This window comes from Bacillus sp. MRMR6 (assembly GCF_001940785.1).
In the GTDB taxonomy this organism is placed as follows: Bacteria; Bacillota; Bacilli; order Bacillales; family Cytobacillaceae; genus Neobacillus.
Genome location: NZ_MSLS01000006.1, coordinates 124,765 through 147,757, shown reverse-complemented (window position 1 = coordinate 147,757; position 22,993 = coordinate 124,765). Strand labels below are relative to the sequence as shown.

The 22,993-nt window shown below is 38.6% G+C and carries 22 protein-coding genes; 18 read left to right on the top strand and 4 right to left on the bottom strand.

The window, feature by feature from the left end; genetic code table 11:
- Positions 1-12: 12 nt before the first annotated feature.
- From BTR25_RS08835 to BTR25_RS08825, 3 genes are read left to right on the top strand one after another with little or no spacing between them, the layout of a single operon-like run.
- Positions 13-780, top strand: coding sequence for an energy-coupling factor transporter transmembrane component T family protein (locus tag BTR25_RS08835; RefSeq protein WP_075687698.1), 768 nt, complete (start codon positions 13-15; stop codon positions 778-780).
- Entirely contained in the window at positions 777-1,634 is an 858-nt protein-coding gene (locus BTR25_RS08830; RefSeq protein ID WP_075687697.1) for an energy-coupling factor ABC transporter ATP-binding protein, read from the top strand. Before BTR25_RS08835 ends, BTR25_RS08830 begins: the two co-directional genes overlap by 4 nt.
- A complete protein-coding gene (locus BTR25_RS08825; RefSeq protein WP_075687696.1) occupies positions 1,618-2,403 on the top strand; it encodes an energy-coupling factor ABC transporter ATP-binding protein in 786 nt (261 codons plus the stop codon). Before BTR25_RS08830 ends, BTR25_RS08825 begins: the two co-directional genes overlap by 17 nt.
- A 65-nt stretch (positions 2,404-2,468) precedes the next feature.
- Here the strand turns inward: BTR25_RS08825 and BTR25_RS08820 are convergent, their stop codons facing one another.
- Complete coding sequence (locus BTR25_RS08820; protein ID WP_075687695.1) at positions 2,469-3,248, bottom strand: TerC family protein; 780 nt, start codon at positions 3,246-3,248, stop codon at positions 2,469-2,471.
- Positions 3,249-3,452: 204 nt separating this feature from the next.
- On the opposite strand from BTR25_RS08820, the gene BTR25_RS08815 reads away from it, so the two are divergent.
- Positions 3,453-3,683, top strand: coding sequence for a hypothetical protein (locus BTR25_RS08815; RefSeq protein ID WP_075687694.1), 231 nt, complete (start codon positions 3,453-3,455; stop codon positions 3,681-3,683).
- 36 nt (positions 3,684-3,719) lie between these two features.
- Here the strand turns inward: BTR25_RS08815 and BTR25_RS08810 are convergent, their stop codons facing one another.
- On the bottom strand, positions 3,720-4,226 hold the full coding sequence (locus BTR25_RS08810; protein ID WP_075687693.1) for a DoxX family membrane protein: 507 nt from the start codon (positions 4,224-4,226) through the stop codon (positions 3,720-3,722).
- Between the two features lie 377 nt (positions 4,227-4,603).
- Here BTR25_RS08810 and BTR25_RS08805 point away from each other — a divergent pair, with 377 nt between their 5' ends.
- The 3 genes from BTR25_RS08805 (at position 4,604) to BTR25_RS08795 (ending at position 6,594) form a co-directional block, all read left to right on the top strand.
- On the top strand, positions 4,604-5,311 hold the full coding sequence (locus BTR25_RS08805) for an MBL fold metallo-hydrolase (RefSeq protein WP_075687692.1): 708 nt from the start codon (positions 4,604-4,606) through the stop codon (positions 5,309-5,311).
- A 14-nt stretch (positions 5,312-5,325) separates the two neighbouring features.
- A complete protein-coding gene (locus BTR25_RS08800) occupies positions 5,326-5,895 on the top strand; it encodes a TetR/AcrR family transcriptional regulator (protein ID WP_075687691.1) in 570 nt (189 codons plus the stop codon).
- 93 nt (positions 5,896-5,988) lie between these two features.
- A complete protein-coding gene (locus BTR25_RS08795; RefSeq protein ID WP_075687690.1) occupies positions 5,989-6,594 on the top strand; it encodes an exonuclease domain-containing protein in 606 nt (201 codons plus the stop codon).
- A gap of 279 nt (positions 6,595-6,873) precedes the next feature.
- Here BTR25_RS08795 and BTR25_RS08790 read toward each other — a convergent pair whose 3' ends face one another.
- The gene (locus tag BTR25_RS08790) at positions 6,874-8,037 is read right to left on the bottom strand and encodes an ROK family transcriptional regulator (protein WP_075687749.1); all 1,164 of its coding nucleotides are present in this window, start codon (positions 8,035-8,037) and stop codon (positions 6,874-6,876) included.
- Positions 8,038-8,309: 272 nt separating this feature from the next.
- On the opposite strand from BTR25_RS08790, the gene uxaC reads away from it, so the two are divergent.
- The 8 genes from uxaC to BTR25_RS08750 all read left to right on the top strand — a co-directional run bounded on the left by uxaC (position 8,310) and on the right by BTR25_RS08750 (position 18,471).
- Positions 8,310-9,713, top strand: coding sequence for a glucuronate isomerase (gene uxaC / locus BTR25_RS08785; protein WP_075687689.1), 1,404 nt, complete (start codon positions 8,310-8,312; stop codon positions 9,711-9,713).
- Between the two features lie 167 nt (positions 9,714-9,880).
- The gene (gndA, locus tag BTR25_RS08780; RefSeq protein ID WP_075687688.1) at positions 9,881-11,293 is read left to right on the top strand and encodes an NADP-dependent phosphogluconate dehydrogenase; all 1,413 of its coding nucleotides are present in this window, start codon (positions 9,881-9,883) and stop codon (positions 11,291-11,293) included.
- A gap of 238 nt (positions 11,294-11,531) precedes the next feature.
- Complete coding sequence (locus BTR25_RS08775; RefSeq protein WP_083652302.1) at positions 11,532-12,437, top strand: AraC family transcriptional regulator; 906 nt, start codon at positions 11,532-11,534, stop codon at positions 12,435-12,437.
- A 30-nt stretch (positions 12,438-12,467) separates the two neighbouring features.
- Positions 12,468-13,346, top strand: coding sequence for a sugar phosphate isomerase/epimerase family protein (locus tag BTR25_RS08770; RefSeq protein WP_075687687.1), 879 nt, complete (start codon positions 12,468-12,470; stop codon positions 13,344-13,346).
- Positions 13,347-13,436: 90 nt separating this feature from the next.
- Positions 13,437-14,597 (top strand): Gfo/Idh/MocA family protein, encoded by a 1,161-nt coding sequence (locus tag BTR25_RS08765; protein ID WP_075687686.1) that lies wholly within the window; start codon positions 13,437-13,439, stop codon positions 14,595-14,597.
- A gap of 66 nt (positions 14,598-14,663) precedes the next feature.
- Positions 14,664-15,674 carry a Gfo/Idh/MocA family protein gene (locus BTR25_RS08760; protein ID WP_075687685.1) on the top strand — a complete coding sequence of 337 codons (1,011 nt, stop codon included), beginning with the start codon at positions 14,664-14,666 and terminating at the stop codon, positions 15,672-15,674.
- Positions 15,671-16,534 carry a sugar phosphate isomerase/epimerase family protein gene (locus BTR25_RS08755; RefSeq protein WP_075687684.1) on the top strand — a complete coding sequence of 288 codons (864 nt, stop codon included), beginning with the start codon at positions 15,671-15,673 and terminating at the stop codon, positions 16,532-16,534. Before BTR25_RS08760 ends, BTR25_RS08755 begins: the two co-directional genes overlap by 4 nt.
- A gap of 470 nt (positions 16,535-17,004) precedes the next feature.
- Positions 17,005-18,471, top strand: coding sequence for an MFS transporter (locus tag BTR25_RS08750; protein ID WP_075687683.1), 1,467 nt, complete (start codon positions 17,005-17,007; stop codon positions 18,469-18,471).
- Between the two features lie 45 nt (positions 18,472-18,516).
- Here the strand turns inward: BTR25_RS08750 and BTR25_RS08745 are convergent, their stop codons facing one another.
- Positions 18,517-19,701 (bottom strand): ROK family transcriptional regulator, encoded by a 1,185-nt coding sequence (locus BTR25_RS08745; protein ID WP_075687682.1) that lies wholly within the window; start codon positions 19,699-19,701, stop codon positions 18,517-18,519.
- 258 nt (positions 19,702-19,959) lie between these two features.
- Between BTR25_RS08745 and BTR25_RS08740 the strand changes: the two genes are divergently transcribed.
- The 3 genes from BTR25_RS08740 to larE all read left to right on the top strand — a co-directional run bounded on the left by BTR25_RS08740 (position 19,960) and on the right by larE (position 22,965).
- Positions 19,960-21,228, top strand: coding sequence for a nickel pincer cofactor-dependent isomerase, group 22 (locus tag BTR25_RS08740; protein WP_075687681.1), 1,269 nt, complete (start codon positions 19,960-19,962; stop codon positions 21,226-21,228).
- A 29-nt stretch (positions 21,229-21,257) separates the two neighbouring features.
- Positions 21,258-22,028 (top strand): SDR family oxidoreductase, encoded by a 771-nt coding sequence (locus BTR25_RS08735; protein ID WP_075687680.1) that lies wholly within the window; start codon positions 21,258-21,260, stop codon positions 22,026-22,028.
- Between the two features lie 136 nt (positions 22,029-22,164).
- On the top strand, positions 22,165-22,965 hold the full coding sequence (gene larE, locus BTR25_RS08730; RefSeq protein WP_075687679.1) for an ATP-dependent sacrificial sulfur transferase LarE: 801 nt from the start codon (positions 22,165-22,167) through the stop codon (positions 22,963-22,965).
- The last annotated feature ends 28 nt before the right edge of the window (positions 22,966-22,993 follow it).

Here is a 22,993-nt window from a genome sequence, read left to right as displayed (position 1 = left end):
TGGTGAATGCAGTTGAAATCGATTAGCCTTTATGCAGAAAGAGATACGGTCATCCATGATATTGACCCATTTACAAAAATCTACTACATTCTTTTTGCAGTATTGATTCCGATTATTTTACCTACATTCACCATTACCATCATATGTGTGGCTATCAGTATTACGCTGCTGTTCATTGCAAGAGTATTTCGAAATACACTGCCTATTTTTGGTTTTGTATTCCTTGTGCTGATTACAGTGGTCATCATTCAAGGATTATTTAAGCCTGAAAATGAAACGGCTTTATTCGATATTGGACCCTTCACCATGTATAAAGAAGGACTGCTATATTCCTTAATGATTACGCTCAGAGTAATCAATATTGTTGGAGCATTCATGATCCTTGTTCTTACGACAAAACCATCTGATTTGGTAGAATCTCTTGTTCGCAAAGGTTTGTCACCGCGGATTGGATATGTAATTATTTCGGTTTTTCAAATCATTCCAGAAATGATGAGTTCAATGGACACGATTATGGATGCTCAACGGTCACGAGGGATGGAGACGGAGGGGAATTTAATTGTCAGGGTAAAGGCCTTTCTACCTTTGTTAGGACCAGTAGTGTTAGGCTCGTTAATTAATACGAAGGAGAGGGCCATGGCATTGGAGGTAAGAGGTTTCAATTCAGAGTCTCCGAAAACCTTCTTATATGAAGAAAAGAAATATGTACATAGTAAAGGAATTCAGTTTGTCATGCTGCTGCTCACCATAGGGGCTATTGGTTGGAGGGTTATCGGATGAAAAAAATTGTCGTCGAAGGCTTAAAATATAAATATCCATCCTCTGATGCATTGGTCCTTGATAACATGTCCTTTGAGGTAGAACAAGGTGAGTTTATCGGTATCATTGGAAAAAATGGTGCAGGTAAATCCACTTTATGCCAAGCAATTGTTGGACTCGTTCCTCATTTTTATAAGGGGGCATATGGCGGTAAAGTACTTGTGGATGGTCTTGAGATAAAGGAACATTCCATTGCAGAGACTTCGTTAAAAGTAGGCATAGTTTTTCAAAATCCATTTACCCAGGTTACAGGTTCAAAAATGACGGTGTATGAGGAAATTGCTTTTGGTCTTGAAAATATCGCTATTCCTCGGGCAGAAATTACGGAGAGGGTTGATTATGTGCTGGACCTATTACAAATAGCCCATGTAAAGCATCATAATCCCTTTGATCTATCAGGAGGGCAAATGCAGCGAATGGCCATAGCCAGTATTATTGCTATGAAGCCAGAGATTCTTGTATTGGACGAACCAACCTCCCAACTAGACCCAGAAGGCTCGGAGGAAGTATTTCGGGCGATTAAAGATTTGAGTAAACAAGGTATAACCGTCGTAATGGCAGAGCATAAAATGGAAAAAGTGGCAGAGCATTGCAATCGTGTCCTGTTGTTAGATGAAGGAAAGGTAATTGATTTTGACACACCAGAAAAGATATTTTCTAAAGAGGACCTAGAGACCCATGGTGTTGTCCCGCCTGTCTTTACAAGGGTTTGTAAAGCCCTGGGGATTAAAAAGGCCGGAACGGATTATTACCCAGTTACCTTAGCTGATGCTACGGCAGTATTAGGGGGGCGAAGAGATGATCAAAATAGCTAATCTATCATTTTCCTATACAGAGGGTGAACCTGTCTTAACAGGAATAAATCTAGAGCTGGACCACCGTTCTACAGCTATTATTGGTCAAAATGGTGCCGGTAAAACGACTTTGGTAAAGCTATTAAAAGGTTTATTAAAGCCATTTACTGGAGAAATCAAGATAGGTAATATAGATGTAAAAAAATCAACAGCTGCAGAACTTGCTAAGATCATCGGACTTGTCTTTCAAAATCCAAATGATCAAATTTTTAAACGAAGTGTCCTAGATGAAGTCATGTATGGACCGCTTAATATAAAAATGGAACGTGAAAGGGCAAAGGGAAATGCGATTGCTGCTTTAAAAATGGTGGGGTTAGACGACAAACTCGATATTAATCCACACGATTTGAGTTTATCGGAGAAAAAGCTTCTCTGTATTGCATCAATTGTAGCAATGGACACTGATATTATCATTCTTGACGAGCCCACGATTGCGCAGGATTACGCTGGAAAACAAAAGATAAAGGAAATAATCAGGTCTTTAAAGGAAAAAAATAAACTGGTAATGACGATTATCCATGACATGGATTTCGTGGCAGAGAATTTCGATCGAACGATTGTGATGAGTCAGGGGAAAATCCTCCTCGACAATGATACTAGGCATGTTTTTTCAAGAACGGACAAGCTTCTAGAAGCCCATGTTGAACCTCCAGGTATAACCCAATTAGCTAAGGGACTTGGGTTTAATGAAACGATTTTAACGGTGGAGGAATTTATAGCCAAACAGTGAGTTTTAACTGTTTGGCTATTTTTGGAAAGAGGGTTATCTTTGTAAAAAGATTACAGGGGCTCTCCTTAATGACCTTCAATCGGCTCGGCACCCTCACTTTTATCTTTAGAAAGGAACCAGCCTGCTACACCAATTAATAATAATACAATCCAAAAGGTGATCTTCCACTCAGGGGATTTTGGAAACTCCTTAGAAATAATCTGTAAATCTTCATGACCAAGTGTATATACAGCTAACTTGACTCCAACCCACCCAACGATCAGAAAGGCTGCTGTTTCAAGTCCTGGTTTTCGGTGGAGCAATCCGACAAAGAAATTGGCCGCGAATCTCATGATTACTAATCCTATTACCCCGCCAGCGAAGATAACTAAAAATTGTCCGCCATCTAAGCCACCGATATTGGGCAGGGGTGTCTCTGGAAGGGCTACTGCAAATGCAACGGCTGCCAAAATGGCATCCACCGCAAAAGCGAGGTCCGCTAACTCTACCTTTAATACCGTCATCCAAAAACCAGACGCAGGTTTTTCTGCTTTTCCTTTCGTATGTCCATCCTTCTTTAAAACAAATTTCTTAACAATGTGGTTAAGGGCAATGAAAAGTAAATACACTGCACCTATTGCTTGAACCTGCCAGACATCAACAAGGAAGGAGATAATAAATAATGAACCAAAACGAAACACAAATGCACCAGCTAAACCATAAAATAGTGCCTTCTTTCGAGTATCTTCTGGTAAGTGCTTGACCATAATCGCAATAACCAATGCATTATCTGCTGCCAAAATACCTTCTAAGCCGATCAGTACGAGTAAGACCCACGCATACTCTAGTAGCATTGCTGTATCCAAAGAGATCCCGCCTTTCAACGACATTTCTTATATTATTGTTGATTGTAAATAGGCATTTAATGCAGATTAGTTTTTTCGTTAGAAAATTTAACAATTTAGGGGAAAGTAGTTGTGATAACGTTAAGAATTGCCATATAATAAGTGCATAAAGTTCACAAAACTGACAATTTTTTAATTCGCTATACAAAACGGAGGGGAAGAAAAATGATTCGGATGGCTGTCGCAGGAGTACTTGGGTTTATTCTAGTTTTCATTGAATCAATGATTGTGATGAAGCTAAAAGGGTATCATGGGATTGAGTTTGGTGGTATCGCTCCATTTGTTAATGTTTGGGCCATGAATTTCTTCCTTGTATTTACCATCCTTACTCAGCTTATAAATTGGTATCAAGAGCGGACCGGTTTTGAAAACGGTGAAGAAGATAATAGCTATTAAAAAAACGCCTCAATTTGAGGCGTTTTTAAATTGCTATTATGCGTGTTGCTTCGTTGCATTGCCTTTTAGTACAGTTTTACGAATGAAAGGTACTACCCAGCGATCTAAACCAAAGCGGCCAGCGTTAAACCCGGCAGTCAAGATGATGAAGCCTAAGAAGATGTCTGTTGGGTTATGAGATACAGTTCCTGCTAAAAAGAAAGAGAAGTTCATCACTAAACCAAAGAATATAGCTGCTGTTGTTAAGCATCCAAGTAATAGCCCTAAACCAATTAATGTTTCGCCCCAAGGAACAAGTACATTGAACAATTCGATGTTTGGCAATGCAAAGCTTTCTAAGAAGTTAGCATACCAACCATAAACCATGCTGCCATCTGGGCCTTTAACGGGATTAGCAACTGCATTTCCTAAATATCCTGAAGCATCGAAACCGCCAGTAAGCTTTCCTAAACCTGCTGTAAACCAAGTGTATCCAAGGTATAATCGAAAAACTGTTAAAATAGCTGCTGCAATTTTATTTTCTCTTAAAAATTTATTAAACATTTTATATTCCGCCTTTCAATTTTTAATTGTTTTTGATAGGTTTACTATATTTGTTTTTTACTGTTAATAACATAGGTATAGTGATAAGTTCACAGTTTGTATAAAATGTTTTGACAGATTATTGAACTGGCGTTTTGGTTCCCAACATTTTAATGCATCTCCCTTGTTGATAAGTTTTATATAATTACTACACTCACAATATAACAAATTAATCTCGAGTTAAGGGCAAAATGCTCACCATTTCACAATTTCGTAAAAAAGCTGTGAACAAATTATTAACAGATCATTAAATGGAAAATTTTATAAAAAAATTCTTGATAAAACTAACATAGTTAGTTAAGATAAAACTAACGATATTAGTTAAGGGGCTGATTTAAATGAGAGTTATCCAAAATGGACATTTATTTCAAGTTAGTTTTATGACGAATGTGTTTCCGGTAAACTGCTATCTAGTTGAGGAAGGTGAGGGATTATCCTTAATTGACGCTGCTCTACCGTATAGTGCAAAGGCGATTTTAAGAGCGGCTGAAGAGATTGGAAAGCCAATCAGCAAAATTATTTTGACCCATGCTCATGAGGACCATGTTGGGGCACTTGATGCCATCAGAGAAGTGCTTCCAGACGTGCCAGTCTATATTTCAGTACGGGATCATCGGTTGATGAATGGTGATGTTTCACTTGACCCGCATGAAGATCAAACGGCTATTAAGGGCGGCGTTCCGAAAAAATTAAAAACGAGGGCCAATATTTTGTTAAAAGAGGGGGATCGTGTTGGCTCTCTAATTGTCATTGAAACTCCGGGGCATACTCCAGGTTCGATATCGCTGTTAGATACACGCACTAACGCGCTAATTGCAGGAGACGCATTCCAAACAAGAGGTGGTTTAGCGGTCGCAGGGGATTTTAGACTGTTGTTTCCTTTCCCTGCTTTTGCCACATGGAGTAAGGTAACTGCACTAAAAAGCGCGAAGAAATTAAAAGGATATCAACCAAAACTGCTAGCGGTTGGTCATGGAGAAATGATTGAAAATCCGTTGAAGGGTATAGAGGAAGCTATTAATCATTTAGAAAAAAAACTAGGATAAAGGAGTCAACATAGATGTCACCAAGACCGAAATTTGCTCTCGATCGTAATACAATCCTCCAAGCAGCAGGAGAACTTGCCGACAGGAAGGGAATACAGGAAGTAACTTTGGCGAACTTAGCAAAAAATTTAGGAATTCGTCCCCCTTCTTTATATAACCATTTTGATGGGCTGTCGGGATTGAGGAAAGAGTTAGCCATTTACGGACTTCATAAACTATATGAGGAGATGTCTCAATCGGCCATTGGTGTGTCGGGAGATCAAGCCCTTCTTGCAATCAGCATGACCTATGTGAATTTTGCCAGGAAGCACCCTGGAATATATGAAGCTACTTTGTTTGCCCCCGACATGGAAGCGGAGGAGGTACAAAATGCAGGAGCAAAAATTGTAAATCTCTCCGTTCGAGTGTTACAGTCCTATGAGTTGAAAGGGGACCGCGCACTGCATGCAGTAAGAGGTCTCCGCAGTATCCTGCATGGTTTTTCATCGCTAGAGCAAAAGGGTGGATTTAAACTAGCGTTAGATTTGGATGAAAGCTTAGAAATTATTATTCAAGCATTCATCAATGGAATGAAAGAGAATTGAAGTCAAAGGTAAGAAAAAATCCCGGTAGTTTGACGGGATTTTTCTTCTTTTGATGGTATAATAGGAGAAATATTGGATTAAAGGGTGAGCGTCTTGTATAAACAGGAATTTGGTTTAGCGATAGATGTTGAGACAACAGGCTTAGGACCTACCACTGATGAAGTAATTGAACTCGCATTAAAACTATTTACCTACCGGACGGATACGGGTGAAATTATAGAAGTGATCGAGCAGGACTCATTCTTAAGAGAGCCGCTATCTAGCTCAGCTAAGAGTAATTATGAAAGAGCATATAGGGTGCATGGAATCCCTTATGAGTTAGTAAGCGGGAAAACCTTTTTTGATAGTAAAATCAAAACCTATTTTCATCGAGCGGATTCGGTCTTTGCCCATAATGCTTCCTTTGACCGCAGTTTTCTCTACTATATGTATCCTGAAGTAAATGACTTGAATTGGTACTGTACYATGAGAGGGGTCCCATGGAAAAATTATGGTTTTCAAAATGGAAAGCTGCTTACGTTGTTACAAGCGCATAACATTGCAAATTACCAGACACATAGAGCACTTGATGATATTACATATTTAGTGGAGTTGCTCAAAAAAACTAGTCCTATTGGAAATCTTTATCTACAGGAAGTATTAGAAAAAGGACCAATGAAAAAATATAAGCCAGCAGCTGCAATAAAAAAGCTAGGTTAAAACTAATCAAACACTTGATTAGTTTTTTTGTATTTGGCTCTTTTGGAATATGTCATTTTTAAAATTACTGAATGAGGTAAGACCAAGGATGTCGTTGCCCGAAAGCGAGGTAACTTTTCGGGGAGCAAGTCGCGGGACAAAGTCCACTGAAACAAGTGCTAGATTGTCTCCGCTCCCCGGACCTTCTGCGGAAGGCGAAGCACCTGGAGCATAAATCAACAGCAAACTTCAATACAAAGAGAAAAGCCCTTCATAACGGAATGAAGGACTTGCTCTTAGTTATCTTTCATAAGGTAAATTCAGCATTGGAACATCAAGGAATTGCTTTATAGCAAGTGCACATGCACCCATTACAGAGGATTTCTTCCCAATAGAAGATATGGATAAATCACGATAATGGCTGATGGATGAGTTTAGATTATCTTTAATCTTTTGCAATGCATTTGGATATATCCGCAGTAGTTCTGTGTCTAATACTAGCAGGTCAGGGTTATAAATATTAATCATATTATTTAAACCGATAGATAGGTAATAGGTCATCTGTTCCAGCTGTTCGATGACTTCTTCGTCGTTCTCATCAATCCATTTTTGAAAATGGTCATAACTAAGATTTTTGATTTGCCTTTTTTCTGCGAAATATTCAAAAATACTCGATTCAGAGGCGTATTTTTCCCAGCACCCTTTATTTCCGCAGCTGCATGGTTTGCCCCCAGGAACGATGATCATATGCCCAACTTCACCGGCAAACCCATCATGACCCTCAAAGAAACTATTATTCATCATCATACCAAGGCCGATACCAGAATAGAGGCTTGTACTGATTAAGTTATCTGTTTCGTGGTGAACAAAGACCCGTTCTGCAAAGGCAGACAAGTTTGCGTTATTTTCAAGATAGACGTTGATTCCAACTTCCTGCTGCAGGTCATCTTTTAGATGAATATTATTCCAGTTTAGACGAGGTACAAAATGAATGACTTCATCTATAGAAACAAGTCCGTGGATGGCAATTACAATCCCGACAATCCCATATTTGCTATCCTGATATAACGATTTGTATTTGTTTATCTCCTGGATTAAAATCTTAAGAATATCCGAGTATTCGGTTGTGTCAATCTCAACTGTATAACCTGTAATGCTGTTCCCTAATAAATCTGATAGTGTAAATGTAATATTTGCGTAGTCCAAGTCAATTCCAAGTGCATACCCGGCATGCTCATTTAATGATAGCATAATGGGCTTTCTGCCGACGGAAAAGTGCTCAAGCTGTGTCTCGACAATTAGACCTTCATCTAATAAATCAGCTACCTGTGCTGAAATTGTTGCGCGTGTTAAATTAGTAAGCTTTGAAAGATCAGCTCTTGAAATCAATCCTTCTGCGATAATTTCCTTTAAGATAATTGAGCGATTTATTTTTTTTATATAAGCTGCATCACCTGTGACCATAGTATCCCTCATTTCGAACTTCTCCTAATCTATCTATCAGTATTATACCAGTTTCTATTTCTTAAAACCCAAAAGAAGTCATTGTTTTATAATTGTTAATTGACTAAATAAACTATTCATGTTAATTTATTGGTATATAATTTGTTTAATAAACAAATTAATTAGACGTAATAAACAAATTAATTAGAAATAGACACTAAAAAACGCTAGTTCTAGTTTTGAAAGGGTTTTCAGCAAGCTGGTAATACCATATTAACTTAGGAGGGAATACTTTGAAAGGCTTTTTAAATACAAACTTTTTACTAGATAATGATAGTGCTGTTAGGCTTTATGAAAACGCGGTCAAAGGGTTACCTATTTTTGATTTTCATTGTCACTTAAGCCCTCAAGAGGTTTGGGAAAACAATCCCTATAAAAACATAACAGAAGTATGGCTAGGCGGGGATCATTATAAATGGCGTGCAATGCGGATGCATGGGATTGGTGAGAAATATATTACTGGAAGTGCTTCCGATTGGGAAAAATTCTCTGCATGGGCCGATACGGTTCAGCATTTAATGGGCAATCCCCTATATCATTGGACACATATGGAACTGAGAATGTTTTTTGGAATAGATAAAATTCTTAACAAACATTCAGCACGTGAAATCTTCGATGAATGTAACGATAAACTGAAAAAACCAGACTTTAGACCAAGAGGTTTTATTGAAAGATCAAATGTTAAGTTTATCGGTACTACAGATGATCCAGTTTCTACACTTGAATATCACAAATTATTGACAAATGACGAATCTTTTCATGCCATGATTGCACCAACCTTCCGGCCAGACGGGGCTCTTTTCATTGAACGCCCAACCTTTAAGCGCTGGATTGAGAAATTGGAGAACGTCTCAGGTTTTACGGTTGCTTCTCTTGATCATTTCTTGCAGGCCCTAAAGCAGCGTGTAGATTATTTCCATGAACATGGCGGCCGCGCCTCTGACCATGATATTCAAAAAATGGACTATGTACAAACCACAAAAGAGGAAATTCAAGCTATTTTCGAGAAACGAATGAGAGATGAAGAGCTATCTGAAGCGGACATAACCTCGTACAGATCGTTTTTATTAACTGAGCTGGGGAAAATGTATGCAGAGAAAGAATGGGTCATGCAGCTTCATATGGGTGCGATGCGCAGTAATAATACGAAAATGACGAACCTGCTAGGTCCTGACACTGGGTTTGATTCTGTTGGCGAGACAAATTTTGCCGAAGGGATCTCACGTTTCCTTGATGCACTCGATCAACAGGATGCTCTTCCAAGAACAGTGTTATTTAATTTAAATCAAAAGGATAATCCGGTTTTAGCAGGCATGATGGGCAATTTCTACGAGGAAGGAGTTCCAGGTAAGGTACAGTTAGGTTCTGGATGGTGGCACTTAGACCATATCGATGGTATGGAAAGACAAATGAAGGATTTAGCGAACGTAGGGCTCTTAAGTCATTTTATTGGGATGCTTACCGATTCCCGCAGCTTCCTATCCTTTGCTCGCCACGATTACTTCCGCAGAATACTTTGTAACTTGCTGGGGGATTGGGTAGAAAAAGGATTAGTTCCAACGGATATGGAATTCCTAGAGAATATGGTTAAAAATATTGGCTACCATAATGCAGAAAAATTCTTTCTGCAAAGGTAAAGCTTCAGCTAGCTGCAAATTATTTTAGAAAAAATTCAAAAATAATTTGTGTTAAATGACAAAAAAAGAGAATGATAATGATGAACTAAATTAGTTAATACTTTATCCTTGTAATATACTAAAGTTTATGGTTATCTAGAAACATTAAGAATGAAAGAGGGATAAACATGTCTAAACAGCAAATTGGTGTCGTTGGTTTAGCCGTTATGGGTAAAAACCTTGCTTTAAATATTGAAAGCCGTGGTTATTCTGTGGCTGTCTTTAACCGTTCGTTTGATAAAACAGAGGAGTTTTTAAAGAATGAAGCGGAAGGCAAAAACTTTGTTGGAGCTCGTACAATTGAAGAATTTGCAGGTTCCTTAGAAAAACCAAGAAAAATTCTTTTAATGGTAAAAGCGGGTACAGCAACTGATGCAACAATCGATTCATTAAAACCATATCTTGAAGAAGGCGATATCCTAATTGATGGCGGTAATACCTTCTTCCAAGATACAATTAGACGGAATAAAGATCTTGAAACAGCAGGCTTTCACTTTATCGGTACAGGAGTTTCTGGTGGAGAAGAGGGTGCATTAAAAGGTCCTTCGATCATGCCTGGCGGTAAGAAAGAAGCGTATGAGCTTGTACAGCCAATTTTTGAAGCCATTTCAGCAAAGGTTGAAGGCGACCCATGCTGTACATATATTGGACCAAACGGTGCAGGTCATTATGTGAAAATGGTTCATAACGGCATAGAGTATGGCGATATGCAATTAATTTGTGAAGCTTATTTTATTATGAAAAATATTCTTGGCCTAAACGCTCAGGAACTTCACGAAGTATTTGCTGATTGGAATAAAGGTGAGTTAGACAGTTACCTAATTGAAATTACAGCTGATATCTTCACAAAGGTGGACGAAGAAACTGGTAAACCAATCGTAGACCTAATTCTAGATACTGCTGGCCAAAAAGGTACTGGTAAATGGACAAGCCAAAATGCATTAGACCTTGGTGTACCTCTGCCAATTATTACCGAGTCTGTATTTTCCCGTTTTATTTCAGCAATGAAAGAAGAGCGTGTTAAAGCAAGCCAAATTTTATCAGGACCAGAAGTAACTCCTTTTAACGGAAGTAAAGAAGAGTTAATTGAAGCAGTCCGCAAAGCACTATATATGAGTAAAATTGTGTCCTATTCACAAGGGTTTGCTCAAATGCGTGCAGCATCGGAAGAGTATGATTGGAATCTTCGCTACGGCGATATCGCAATGATTTTCCGCGGTGGCTGTATCATTCGTGCGCAATTCTTACAAAAAATAAAGGACGCTTATGACCGTGATTCAGAGCTTGCTAACCTTTTATTGGATCCTTACTTTAAAGAAATTGCTGAAAATTATCAACAGGCATTGCGTCAAGTGCTAGCTGTTGCCATTGAACGAGGAATTCCGGTTCCTGCTTTTGCAAGTGCAATTGCTTACTATGATAGCTATCGCACAGAAACACTTCCAGCAAATTTACTGCAGGCGCAGCGTGATTACTTTGGTGCACATACTTATCAGCGCACGGATAAAGAAGGAATTTTCCATACAAACTGGATGGAATAATCAATTTAATTTTGAACACAACAAAAAGAGACAAATGCTGGCTCAGGTAGAGCTGTTTTGTCTCTCTTTTTTTATTATCATTTGACTAAGGATAAAAATCAAAAAGCAATATGAGTCAAAAAACATGTGTTTTTGAGCAGTTATGGAGAATGCTTTTTGCTTCTGTGTGCAATAAAATATAAGTACAGTCACTTAACAAATCTGTTTGTTAGCGCTTACTTCTAAGGGTGTGAAAGTAATGGACAAGACAAAGGTCACTTTCTACAAAAAGAAAATCATGGATGAGTGGGTCACCGCATTCTATCGGGCAAAAGGATTGGAGTTCGGCCCATTTGATTATCATTCCCATCAAGAATATGAAATTTATTTCTTCCACTCGGGTGATTGTAAGTATTTAATTAACAACCGGATCTATGAGTTACAGCCTGGTGATATTATCCTTTTAGATGGTATGACGTTGCATAAAGCAAATCCGGGTACAGATAGTACGTACACAAGGAGTATGCTTCACTTTTCACCGATTTGGCTGCAGGAATCTTTAATGGGACTGGGAATACCAAATTTGTTAGACCCGTTTAAAAAACTTAATAATTGCCTGCTCCGAACCGGCTATGATGAATCAGGGCAATTTGTTGATGGACGAATAAAAGAAATCGCTATCTCGTTAGCAAATATTGATAAAGAAATGCAGCGAACTGGCAGAAAGAATGTACTATTAGAAGCTGAAGTGAAACTTGAATTAGTTCAGTTATTGATAAGAATTTATAAAATGAGTCAAAAGGAATTGGCTCAGATATCAAGCAATAAAACCGAAAAGGAACTTCATGCGGAAGCTATAGCTTCTTGGATTAATGATCATTATTCAGAAAAAATTAGTTTAGACCGAATAGCCTCGGAATTAAGTCTGAGTAAATACTATGCTTCGCATGTTTTTAAAGATGTGACCGGTTTTACTGTAATGGAATATGTAATGGGGTGCCGGCTCAATCAGGTGAAGTATTTGTTAGAAATGGAGCTTAATCAAACACTTACTGAGGTTTCGCGTGCAACCGGATTTGAGAGTGTGGCGCATTTCAGCCGCTTTTTTAAAGAAAAGGTTGGAATGACTCCAACACAGTATCGGAATAAGAAAGTAAGGCCTTAGACAGCCTGTAAAAAAGGAGGAAAAGCCTAAATGAGTCAGGACTTATTGATTTCAGGGTTTTCAGATGAAATTTCATCCGATTTTGATACTCAGCTGAAAGTTGTATCAAATCTAGGTATGGAATATATTTCACTTCGTGGTATTGATGGGAAAAATATTGGTGATTTTACTGTTGATGAAATCAAAGAAAAGGTGCAGCCTAGGCTTCAAAAGGCTGGAATTAGTGTATCTTCCATCGGTTCACCTATCGGTAAAGTTTTCATCAACGATGAAGAAGGCTTTGCTAAACAAAAGCTTATGCTGGACACGCTTTGTAAAATTAGCAACTTACTAGATTGCAAGTATATGCGTATCTTTAGTTTCTATATTCCTAAGGGTGAGAATGCAGATCAATATCGCGGTGAAGTTGTTCGTAAGCTAAAGGAATTTACAGCAATTGCATCAAAGTACAATGTGATATTGCTGCATGAAAATGAAAAGGATATCTTTGGTGATATCGCGAGACGTTGCCATGAGATTCTGACAGAAGTGGATTCACCTTACTTTAAAGGGATTTTCGACTTTGCTAATTTCGTCCAGTGCGGTGAGGACACTGGGGAGTGTTACGATCTCTTAAAAGGTGAGATTGTTTATATTCACATAAAGGATGCGGTAACAGCTGACAGCCAAAATGTTGTTTGTGGAACTGGTGAAGGTAAAATACCTGAAATATTAGCTCAGTTTATTGCAAGCGGCTACAAAGGCTTTTTAACTCTAGAACCACACCTAGTTCTCTTTGATTCTCTAAAGGATTTAGAGCTTGAGGATGCAACGGAGGTCATAAAAAACAACAAAGGGCTTGATGGTGCAGGCGGCTACAAACTTCAATATGAAGCACTTCTAGACATTCTTAAAAAAATGGAAATATAGGGACGGTTCTACTGCTTCCGTAGAAGCAGTAGAACCGTCCCCATGACTCCTAGAAATTCTTAAAAAAATTGAAAGCGAGGGAAATTAATTATGGCTGATGTAAGATTAGGGATTATTGGATTAGGTGCAGAAGGTGGTATGTACGCTAATTTCATTTCGGAAGGCAAAGTTAAAAACATGGTGATTGGTGCGATCTGTGATAACGATCCTGCTAAAAAACTAGTAGCAGAAGAGAAGTATCCAGGTGTTCCTTTCTATGATAATTATATCGATATGCTTGAAAGCGGTGACGTTGATGCAGTCGTGACAACGGTTCCGCATTATCTCCATCCTGAAATGGGAATCGAATCACTAAAAAGAAATATTCATGCCTTAGTGGAAAAACCAGCTGGTGTTTATACAAAACAAGTGAAAGAGTTAAACGACTTTGCCGCAACAAAGCCTGACGTTAAGTTTGCAATCTTCTTTAACCAGCGTACAAATCCACTCTATAAAAAAGTAAAAGAAATGATTGATAATGGTGAGATCGGCAGCATTCGCAGTACCAACTGGATTATTACTACCTGGTGGAGACCTCAGGGGTACTACGATCAAAGTGAATGGAGAGCAACTTGGGGCGGAGAAGGCGGAGGTGTCCTTGTAAACCAAGCACCACACCAAATTGATTTGCTTCAATGGATTTGCGGCATGCCGAAAAAGGTTTATTCAAAAGTAAACTATGGCTACCAGAGAAATATTGTCGTTGAAGACGATGTGACTGCACTTTTTGATTATGGAAATGGTGCTACTGGTGTATTTGTAACACGTACACACGATGTAGTAGGGACAGACCGTTTAGAAATCTTAGGTGATAAAGGAAAAATCGTGGTAGACGATAGTAAGAAAGTAACCATCAAGCGCCTGAAAAAATCTGAAAATGAAATGAGTTCTAACATGGATATGTCAGATGTCATGAAGATTTTTATGGGCGGCGGAACGGGTGATATTTTCACTGAAGAGGTACTTGATTTTGGAAATGTTTGGGGCCAACAGCACATTGCTGTATTAGAGGACTTTGCTTCTGCGATTGTAGAAGGTACACCATTATTAGCACCTGGCAGTGACGGTATTAACGGTGTTAGACTTGCAAATGCGATGCACCTGTCAAACTGGTTAGGCAAAGAAGTGGAAATACCATTTGATGAAGATTTATTCTTGGAAGAATTAAATAAACGAATTGCCGAAGAAGGAAAATATCCGGTTAGAAAATAAATCCAACACATGAAAGGAACTCATTGCTATATTAGCTTTGAGTTCGTTTCAAAAAAGGAGGAGCTCATGCTAAAAGTAGCAGTTATAGGGCTTGGGACCATCTCGCATATTCATATTCCAGCAATCAAAGCTAATCAAAACGCTGAGCTGGTGGCTGTGTGTGATATTGACGAAGCATTATCGAATTCAGTACCGGGAACAAACTTTTACAGCAACTATGAAGTAATGCTGGAAAAAGAAGATTTGGATTGTGTTCATGTATGTTTGCCACATTATCTACACTACCCTGTTACGAAGGCCTGTGTCGAAAAAGGTGTTCATGTTTTTCTAGAAAAACCATTGGGTTTGAATACTGAAGAGGGTCTTGCTCTAGTGAAATTAGAGGAAGAATACAGAAACATTAACATCGGGGTTTGTCTGCAAAATCGCAACAATGAATCATTTGAAAAACTTCAAGAGATAATCAGTTCAGGAGAGCTTGGCCCTATCAAAGGTGTCAAAGGTCTAGTGGCTTGGTTTCGGTCAAAAGAATACTATGATTTGAAGCCGTGGCGCGGGAAATGGAAGTATGCCGGCGGCGGAGTAATGATCAACCAAGCACTGCATACCTTAGACTTAATGCACCTTGTTGGCGGTGAAATTGAGTCAATTAGAGGTTCAGTTGATCAATTGTTGGATTATAACATTGAGGTGGAAGATACAGCTTCCGCTCATATACAGTTTAAAAATGGGGCAAAGGGGTTATTCTTTGCAACGAATGCAAATGCAGATAATTCGAGCGTCGAACTTGAGGTTCTTTTTGAAAATGAAAGGTTAATGATCAAAGATAGCATTCTCATAAGAGTCAATGAAGCAGGGGAAAAAGAAGAGTTGATGGAGGATGCGAAGCTGCCGGGTTCAAAGCATTATTACGGTGCCAGTCATGCGAAGACCATTAATCAATTCTATTCTGCCATTATGGAAGGCAGTCAAAATTATATTCATGCAAAAGATGCACTCGCATCAATTGCCATAATTGATGCGATTCACCTGTCATCAGAGAAAAAACAACCAATAATAATGGAGGTATTTCAATGAAAAAGGGTAAAATAGGCGTTCAAATGATGATGTTAAAAGGTAAAGTAGAAGAACTAGGTGTTTATGAGACATTAAGACAAGTAAGAGAGCTTGGCTATGGTGCTGTAGAAGTCTCACAAATTCCAATGTCCTCTGAAAATGTTGCGGAGTTAAAAAGAGCAAGTGAAGATTTTGATATCAAAATTGCTGCCCTTTCAGCCGCTCTAGAGCCAATGATGCCAGGTATGCCGGGAGAGACCTTGTCAAATGATTTCGATAAAATTGTAAGAGATTGTAAGACATTAAACTGTAGCTTCCTGCGTATCGGTATGCTTCCTTTTACGACAATTGGTCATAAAGATAAGATTATGGAGTTTGTACAAAAATGTGATGAGGTTGCAGATAAATTAGCCGAGCAGGGTATCGAATTGTATTACCATAACCACCATATTGAATTCCAAAAATATGATGGGGAGTACCTATTAGACATTATTAAGAACAATACTACTAAAATTGGTTTTGAAATGGATGTTCACTGGATCCACCGCGGCGGTCTAAATCCTGTTGAAGTATTAAAGAATTACGCAGGCCGTATTTCTTTGATTCACTTGAAAGACTACCGTATCGGACAAATTGATTTAAGTGTACTAGAAGGCGGATTTGAGCCTACTAAGTTCTTCAATGCCTTCAATAACGTCATCCAATTTGCAGAGCTTGGTGCGGGCAGTCTGGACCTTAAAGCAATTATTGAAGCAGGCCTAGAAAGCGGAGCACAATACTTCTTAGTAGAGCAGGATGATTTATATGGTCGCGATCCATTTGATTGCCTAAAAGACTCTGCTGAGCACTTAAGAAAACTAGGATACGCTGACTGGTTTTAATAGATTGAATGAAAAATGATTTGAAAAAGTAGCGGGAGCCTGCTGCTTTTTGAGTTGCAAAAATCCGACTAAATTATTTTAATAAAAGGGTTTTCATCATGATTTGTCAACAAAAAAACGATTTGGAAACAAAATATTTGAAGAATTTAAAACCTATTGACTGTCGAAAGCAGAGGTGATATTGTTTATTTAATAGTTAGTTAGTTCACTAAACTAACTAAAAAGAATAATAGTAAATAACAGTTTTTATTTTTGTGAATGAAAAGGTTTTCACAGAGGAGGGGTTAGCTAAGTAATAGTCTCCATAAAAATGATAAAATAGCTTGCGTATGAAAGCGGATTCAATTATGATAAAAGCACAGTGATTAGTTAGTTCACTAAACTAATCAAAGGATGAATTTTCCAAAAGGAGTAATCAAACATTAACTTTAATGAAAGCGGTTAAATCGCTTGTGGGAGGATGCTGAGATATGGTAACAGCCACAGTTAATAATCAGCAATACAATAGGGCAAAACTTTGGGAAATTGGTTTCTTTGCTTTAAATAACACTGCAACAAATCTTTACATGTTTATTTTGGCCTTCGTATCATACTACGCCGCAGGATTTGCCGGTATTGCTGTAGTTGTAGTAAGTACCATCTTAATGAGTATGAGAATTTGGGACGGAGTTACCGATCCAATCATTGGTTTTCTGGTAGATAAAACAGAAGGTAAGTTCGGAAAGTTCCGGCCCTTTATGGTGATTGGAAATATCATCTTAGCAGCTACTATACTAGTATTATATAATGTTACACACATTTTACCGGAATCATTCAGACTGCTATTCTTTATCTTAATCTATGCGATTCATATTATTGGATATACATGTCAAACTTCCGTTACAAAGGCAGCGCAAACTGTTTTAACAAATGACCCTAAACAGCGTCCTTTATTCGCAGTATTTGATGGAATTTACAACACATTGCTTTTCACAGGCGGACAAGTTTATGTAGCTTCTTATTTAATTAAAAAACATGGCAACTTTAATTTGAACTTATTCACTGAATTAAACACTCTAGCTCTTATTCTTTCAGGAGTATTTACCGTAATAGCCGTAATTGGAATCTCTAGCAAAGACAAGAAAGAGTATTTTGGATTAGCCGAAGAAACAGTTAAAACTAAATTCCGCGATTTCTGGCCGCTTCTAAGAGGAAATAAACCATTACTAAAGCTGATTTTTGCTGTAACGGTTGACAAATTAGCATTCTCACTTTTGCGCCACTCAGTAGTTATGGTGATGTTGTTTGCGATCTTAATCGGTGATTATGCGTTGAGCGGTACAGTCTCGATGATTACTATTGTTCCAACTCTATTAATTACTTTCTGGGCCGTGGCAAAAGCAAGAAAAACAGGTATGAAGAAAGCTTTCCTTTTCTCAACTTGGATTGCATTAGGTGCTTTCGTCACATTAATTGCAATGTTTAGTTTAATAGATGGTTCAAGCATCTCCATGTCTAACATTGGAATCACAACAATCTTGTTCCTTGTTTTATACACAATGGCAATGGGCTTTGGCGGCGTGCCATCAACACTTGTTAATCCAATGATCGCAGATGTATCCGATTATGAAACAAATAAATCTGGAAGATATGTACCAGGTATGATCGGAACATTGTTCTCTTTCATTGATAAATTAATTACATCTTTAGCACCAGCAATTGTTGGTTTTGCAGTAGCGTTAATCGGGTTTAAAGATGCATTCCCAACAGTAACGGATACGTTAACACCAGAATTAAAACTTGTAACAATTATTTTAGCTTTTGCTGTTCCCGCTGTAGCATTGCTTGTTTCCGGTCTAACAATGTCTCGCTATGAACTTGATGATAAGAAAATGGAAGAAATCCAAGAAAGCATTGCTGCGAAAAAATCAAAAAACTCTATTGAAAAGATTGCGTAAAACGAATACAAAATAAAGACCCCGGCGGAGTGCTGGGGTCTTTGTTTATACACCGTTTTGAATTATTGGTTCATGAGAAGTTAAACATAACTTGGAAACACCTAAAAACTTCTTGATTGCCAATGCACATGCACCATGGCTGCATGCCTCTTTGCCGAAGTCAGATATTAGCAGTTTTCGATAATGACCAACATTAGATGTCAGGTGGTTATTTATTTCTATTAGTGCACCAGGATACATTGGCAGTAGTTCACTATTAATGACTAGAATTTCTGGGTTATAAAGATTAATCATATTATTAAGCCCTATTGATAAGAACTTGATATAGTCTTTCATTAGCTTATAGGTGATGGAGTCTTTTGTTTTCAGCCAATGTTCAATGTCCTCATACGTAATCTCTTTTTTGTTTTGTCTATCAGCCAATTGTTTAATAAAATTTGACTCTGAGGCATATTGTTCCCAACAGCCTAAATTTCCGCATCTGCAAGGGTGTCCATCAGGGACCACAATCATATGACCAATCTCACCCGCAAACCCGTCAAAACCTTTAAGCAATCTACCATTTACCATTATCCCCAGGCCGATACCTGAATATAGACTAACCGATAATAAGTTCTTGCTTTGATAATGTTTATAAACTACCTCGGCAAATGAGCACAAGTTCGCGTTATTTTCCAAGTAAACATTGACACCGGTTTCATTTGTTAGGTCGGATTTTAGATCTTTGTTATGCCATTGATGGTGAGGGACAAAATAGATCATTTCATCATTATTTACAATTCCGTGAATTCCAATTACTACACCGATTAGTCCGTAAGGTTCTAGAGAACATTTCTGTTTATAGAATGTAATCTCTTTGATTAACAATTCTTGAATCACATCATAATCAGTGGTGTCCAATTCTAATGATTTAGACTCGAGCGGAGTTCCATTTAAATTGCATAATGTAAAAGAGACACTGTTTTGATCAAGGTCTATGCCTAAAGCAAATCCTGCCAATTGGTTAATCGAAAGCATGATGGGGCGCCTGCCTAGATTCTTATGCTCCTGCTGGGTTTCGATAATTAGTTCTTCTGATAATAAATCTGCAACTTGTACAGAAATGGTCGCTTTGTTCAAGCCAGTTATTTTTGCTAAAGCTGCCCGAGAAATCATGCCGTGCTCAATAATCTTACTAATAATGAGCGAGCGGTTGATTTTTTTTATATAGGCTGCATCACCCGTGACCATGCAGTCCACCACCTTGTTATTTTTATTTATTATTAATTTAGATGCAATGCTATAAAAGCGTTGACGGAGAATGGCCGTAATGATATTATACAATTAATAATTTGTTTGGTGAACAAACAAATAAAAATAACTTTAAATCCCGATAATGGATTAGATTGAAAGGGATTACAATCTCTAGCTTGAATGATGTTGTTTTTTCCATACATGGAATTTAATCCCTCGAGGAAAACTTACCTATAGAAAAGGAGTGACGTGTGAATGGGTATTCTTCAAGAGCTTTTAAAAGATATTCCAGTACCTAAGATGGTTAAAGTAAAAGTGAAATTTGACGATTCAAAAATTGAGGACCTTGAGCAGGCGCTATTAGAAAAACTCAATCAAGATCGTATTCAGGAGAAAGTTAAGCCAGGAATGAACATTGCAATCGCGGTTGGCTCAAGAGGGCTCGACCGCCTGGTGGAGTTAACAGCCGTGACGGTAAAGTTTTTAAAAGATTTAGGAGCAAAGCCATTTATAGTTCCGAGTATGGGAAGTCATGGCGGTGCCACTGCTGAAGGGCAGAGTGAGGTTTTAGCTCATCTTGGTGTGACAGAAGAAAGTGTAGGCTGTGAGATTCGTTCTACTATGGAGGTAGTTAAGATTGGTGAATTAGAGAACGGACTACCTGTTTATGTAGATCAATATGCTTCAGAAGCGGATGGAATTGTGGTTCTTAACCGAGTAAAGCCGCATACCGCCTTTCGCGGTCCTGTTGAGAGCGGGATTATGAAGATGATTAGTATTGGCTTAGGTAAGCAAAGAGGTGCTGAAGCCTGCCATCAATTAGGCTTTAAATATATGGCAGAAAATGTGCCTGCCATGGCAAAGATGATTATGGAAAAAAAGCCAGTTCTATTTGGAGTAGCTACGATAGAAAATGCCTTTGATAAGGTTGCCATCGTAGATGTATTGACACCCGAGGAAATAAATGAAAGAGAAGTAGATTTGCAGGTCAAGGCAAAGGAATTGTTGCCAAAGCTATTCTTTGACCAATTAGATGTCCTGATTATTGACCAGATTGGCAAGAACATCTCTGGAGATGGTATGGACCCCAATATTACAGGGCGTTACCCAACCCCATACGCTTATGGTGGTCCAGATGTAAATAAAATGGTTGTACTAGGTCTAACACCGCAGACAGAGGGAAATGCAAACGGTGTCGGAACGGCTGACTTTACAACCCAGCGTCTGGTTGACAGGATGGATTTAGAAGTAACCTATGCAAACGGTTTAACTTCAACCGTTGTCGCACCTACTAAAATAGCAACGACCTTAGCTAATGATTTAGAAGCAATTAAGGCAGCCGTTAAAACCTGTAATATTTTAGATTTCACGAAAGTGAAGTTGGTCCGCATAAAAAACACCCTCGAACTTAGCGAAATAGAGGTATCAGAAGAATTAGTCGGCTATGTAAAAGAGCATCAAAATATGGAAGTTATGACTGATCTATATGAACTGCCATTTGATGAAAAGGGTAATTTATTCTAAAAAAACAGACGATTAAGGGGAGAGTAGACATGATGAATCTATTTGATTTAACGGGGAAAACAGCAGTTGCAATCGGTGGAAATGGTGTGTTGGGTTCAGCAATGGCCAAAGGATTAGCAGCACACGGGGCGAAGGTTGCTATTGTGGGCCGTAACTTACAGACAGCAGAAGAAGTGGTAAAAGAAATCATTAACGAGGGTGGAGAAGCGAAGGCCTTTTCTGCGGATGTCAGTTCAAAGGAGTCGTTGCTTCAAGTGGCAGATGAAATTGAAAAGTGGTCTGGCGGCTGGGATGTTTTGTTGAATGCACCAGGTACCAACAGTCCGACACCATTTTTTGAACTTGGTATGGACGAGTACGATAAAATAATGGATATTAACTTGAAAGGGATTGTGTTAACCTGCCAGATCTTTGCAAAAAGAATGATTGAGCAGGAGCGACAAGGAAGTATTATTAATATTTCTTCTGTATCATCCACCACTCCGCTTTCAAGAGTATTTACTTATTCCGTATCAAAAGCAGGTTTAAACAGTGTGACTCAGTTCTTAGCACGTGAATTTGCTCCAAATGGTATTCGTGTAAATGCAATTATTCCTGGATTCTTCCCAGCGGAACAAAACCGCAAAATATTAGATCCTGACCGAATCGAATCCATTATGAGACATACTCCGATGCAGCGCTTTGGGGAAGCAGAAGAACTGCAGGGAGCGACGGTTTGGCTGGCATCGGATAAGGCTTCGAGCTTTGTGACAGGAGCGTTAATCCGTGTAGATGGCGGTTTTGGAGCGATGACCATTTAATCAAAGGACATAATTTATTGTCCAGCCAAATAAATTATCAATGGCTGGAATTATGGGGGATTTTGATTGTATCTGTTAAAATGCTGATATATCAGGAATTCCTTTTTTAAAGTACATCATGAAGGGAGATGAGACGGTGTTAACAGAGAAATATCAAAAATTGCAGTCTATTCTTCGAGAAATGGAATCAGTGGTTGTTGCCTTCTCAGGTGGAGTGGATAGTACGTTTCTGTTACAGGCCGCTGTCAGCACACTTGGTCCTGACAAAGTCCTCGCAGTTACGGCGGATTCTGAGACATATCCCTCTAGTGAGCTTGAAGAAGCAAAAATCTTAGCAGAAAAAATCGGAGCGAAGCATCAAGTGATTGAGACTTCTGAACTAGCTATCCCAGGGTATGCTGAGAACGATCGAAACCGTTGTTATTTTTGTAAAAGCAGTTTATTCGATCATATTCTTCCCGTTTTGGAACAAAAGGGCTTTCGGAATGTGGTGTACGGTGTGATTGCAGACGATTTGAATGAGCACCGCCCTGGAATGAAGGCCGCAAAGGAAAAGGGCATTCGCGGACCGCTGCTTGAAGCGAATCTATTTAAGCAGGAAATTAGGGAGCTGTCACAGCAATTTGACCTGCCAACCTGGAATAAGCCGTCATTTGCTTGTTTATCGTCTAGAATTGCTTATGGAGAGTACATTACAAAAGAAAAGCTGACAAAGGTAGAAAAGGCAGAAGCTTACCTGAAAAATCTTCATATTCGCCAGGTACGGGTGCGGACACATCAAGATATCGCAAGAATTGAAGTAGAGCCAAATGACATGAAGACGGTTCTTGAGTATCATGACTCCATTGTCCACGCTTTTCAGGAATATGGTTATAAATATATTACGTTAGATTTAATAGGGTATAAGAGCGGAAGTATGAATAAAGTATTATCATAAAGTTTTTTATACAGCCTAAAACAGATGG